The organism is Roseomonas rosulenta, from assembly GCF_016106005.1.
GTDB lineage: Bacteria > Pseudomonadota > Alphaproteobacteria > Acetobacterales > Acetobacteraceae > Neoroseomonas > Neoroseomonas rosulenta.
Genome location: NZ_JACADR010000385.1, coordinates 1 through 3,249 on the forward strand (window position 1 = coordinate 1; position 3,249 = coordinate 3,249).

At 73.0% G+C, this 3,249-nt stretch carries 2 protein-coding genes; one reads left to right on the top strand and one right to left on the bottom strand.

The window, feature by feature from the left end; translation table 11 throughout:
* On the bottom strand, positions 1-2,625 hold a 2,625-nt coding region (locus HW578_RS24650; protein WP_198373348.1), incomplete at its 3' end, for a helicase-related protein.
* A gap of 90 nt (positions 2,626-2,715) precedes the next feature.
* Between HW578_RS24650 and HW578_RS24655 the strand changes: the two genes are divergently transcribed.
* Positions 2,716-3,249: MFS transporter (locus HW578_RS24655; protein ID WP_198373349.1), on the top strand; the 534-nt coding region annotated here is incomplete at its 3' end.

The following is a 3,249-nucleotide window of genomic DNA, read 5'->3' on the forward strand; positions in this document are numbered from 1 at the left end:
GCCGTCGCGACGCTCCCCGCGCGCCGGCCCGTCGCGCCTTTCTCCGCGCGACTGCGCGTCGTGCCTTTCTCCGCGCGACTGCGCGTCGTGCCGTTCTCCGCGCGACTGCGCGTCGTGCCGTTCTCCGCGCGACTGCGCGTCGCGACGCGGGCCGCGATGATGCTCTGGCCGGGCCGGGCGGGCATGGGCGATGCGCGCCGGGCAGGGCGGGCCGAACTGCTTCTCCTCAAGCACCTCGGCCGGGATCAGGCGGAAGCCCATGGCCTCCAGCACCGGGCCCAGCACGTCGCCCTTCACGCCGAGCCGGCTGGCGAGATCCCCGGGCAGCATGGCGGGGGCACGGCGCGTCAGGTGGCCGATCTCGCCGGCGATGCGCTCCGCCACATCAAGGCGCAGCAGGACAGGCCCGGCCGGCAGCCAGCCCATGGTCTCGGCGAAGCCGCGCGGCCAGTCCTCGCGCGCCGGCACGGCGATCAGCCCGCCGCCGGGCAGCTTGGGCGTCTCGATCCCGCGCAGCAGCGACCAGAGCTGCGCGCGCAGCGCCATCGCCTTGGGCTTCATCGCCTCGGGCACGAACAGGGCGTAGCGGCCCGCACGGATGCCGATGCTCTTCAGCTTCTGGCGCAGGTCGGGGCGGATGTCGGGATCGGTGCGGCCCATCGCGAGGCCGAGTTCCTCGCGCAGCCGGAAGGCCGGGCCGCGCAGCGTGTTGTCCTCGGCGGCCTTGGCCTCGGCCGTGAAGACGGCGCCGAGCTCGCGCTTGATGAGCGCGTCCAGCCAGGTGGCGAGGCGTTCGCGGATGCGTTCGCGCTGCGCGCCATCGAGGAATTCGCTGGGCAGCACCTCGACCTGCGGCTTGGAGGGTTCCGGCCCGGGCTTGAGCTTCGCGACCTCGGCGATATCGCCCAGGCCCACCGGCATGTTCGGCGCATGCGAATAGGCCCAGGTGACGCGGTGGTTCGCGGTGATGGCGAAGGCGTCGTCCTTGGCCGCTTCCAGCATGGCGACGCGGCGCGGGATCTCGGCGGCGAGGGCGCGGCGCGCGGCGCGCAGCACCACGCGGCGTTCATCCTCCTCGACCGTCGCGGAATCGGGCTCGAAGGCGAAGCCCTTCACCGTGCCGACCGGATGGCCTTCCACCACCACCTCGCCGCGGCGGGTGACGGCGGAGAGGAGTTCCTCATCCCCCTCGTCCATCTTGCGGATGAGGTGCGCGGCGCGGCGATCCACGAAGCGCGCGGTCAGCGTCTCGTGCAGCGCGTCGGAAACCATGTCCTCGGCGCGGCGCGCATCGGCCTGCAGCCCCGGTGCGTCGTCGATCCAGTCGCTGCGCGCGGCGATGTAGGCCCAGACGCGGATCGCGGTGATCCGCGCCATCAGCGTATCCAGGTCACCGTCGGTGCGCTCGAGGCCCGCGAGCGCGCCCGAGACCCAGTCGCGCGGCAGCCTCCCCTCGCGCGCCAGGTGCGTGAACAGCTTGGTGCAGAGCGCGGTGTGGCTGTCATCGGCCAGCTTGCGGAAATCCGGCACCTGGCAGGCTTCCCACAGCAGGCGCACGCGCGACATGGTGTCGGCCAGGTCGCGCACCTCCGGCACGCGCGAGAGCGCCTCGAGCGTGATGTGGTCCACCGCGTCGTGGCCCTTGGCCAGGCCCGCCTGCGGCGGCGAGGTCGCAAGGCTGCCCAGCAGCGCGTCGATGCTGGTGAAGTCCAGGTCAGAATTGCGCCAGGCGATCTGCCCGATGGGTTCGAAGGCGTGGGTCTCGACGGCGGCGACGATCTCGTCGGGCATGGCGGGGCATTCGGCGGTGGTGCCGAAGGACCCGTCCTTCATGCCGCGGCCGGCACGCCCGGCGATCTGCGCGACCTCCTGCGCGGTCAGCGGGCGGGGCTGCTGGCCGTCGAATTTCTGCAGCGCGGCGAAGGCGACATGGTCCACGTCCATGTTCAGCCCCATGCCGATCGCGTCGGTCGCGACCAGGAAATCCACCTCGCGGTTCTGGTACAGCGCCACCTGCGCGTTGCGCGTGCGCGGCGACAGCCGGCCCATCACCACCGCGCAGCCGCCGCGCCGGCGCCGCACCGCCTCGGCAATGGCGTAGACCTCGTTCGCGCTGAACGCGACGATTGCGGAACGTGCCGGCAGGCGCGTGAGCTTGGCCGGGCCGGCATAGGTGAGCTGGCTCAGGCGCGGGCGCGTCTCGATCTCGGCGCGCGGCACCAGGCGGCGCAGCAGCGGCGCGATGGTCTCCGCCCCCAGGAACATGGTCTCGACCATGCCGCGCGCATGCAGCAGGCGGTCGGTGAAGACATGGCCGCGGTCGGGATCGGCGCAGAGCTGGATCTCGTCCACCGCCAGGAACTCGACCGGGCGGTCGAGCGGCATGGCCTCCACCGTGCAGGCGAACCACTTCGCCTCGGGCGGGACGATCTTCTCCTCGCCGGTGATCAGCGCGACGTGGCGCTCGCCCTTGAGTGCCACCATGCGGTCGTAGTTCTCGCGCGCCAGCAGCCGCAGCGGGAAGCCGATGATGCCGGAGGCATGGGCGAGCAGCCGCTCGATCGCGAGATGCGTCTTGCCGGTATTGGTGGGGCCGAGGACGGCGCGGACCCGGGGTTCGAACATGGCGCGCAGGCGTTCCGCAAAATGGGGGCGGGCTTCCGTCGCATGGGGCGCGGCACTTGTCCATGGTGAGGGCTCGCGCGAGGGTGGATCGTGTCGTCCTCCGCCCCCCGTTTCGCCCTGGTCTTCGCTGCGCAATTCGCTGCCGTGGGCGTCATGCTGCCTTTCATCCCGCCGCTGATGGCCTCGCGCGGCCTCGCCGCGGCGGAGGTCGCGACCATCCTTGCGCTCGGCGGTGCGGTGCGCCTGGTGTCGGGGCCGTTGGGCGGGCGGCTGGCCGATGCGGTGGGGCAGCCGCGCGCGGTGATGGCGGCGGGCGCGCTGGTCGCGGCCGGCGCGGCGGTGCTCTACGGCGTGGCGGCGGGGTTCACCGGGCTGCTGGTGGCGAACCTGATCTTCGCCGTGGCGTTTGCGTGCGTGGTGCCGCTCGGCGATGCCATGGCGCTGCGCGCGTCCCGCACCGAGGCCTGGGACTACGGCCGGGTGCGCGCGACGGGCTCGGTCGCCTTCATCCTTGCCGCCGGCGGCGCGGGCTGGCTCGCGGAACGCGCAGGCGCGGGCAGCGTGGCCTGGCTGCTGGCGGGCGCGCTTCTCGCCGCCGCGATCGCGGCGCTGCTGCTGCCGCGC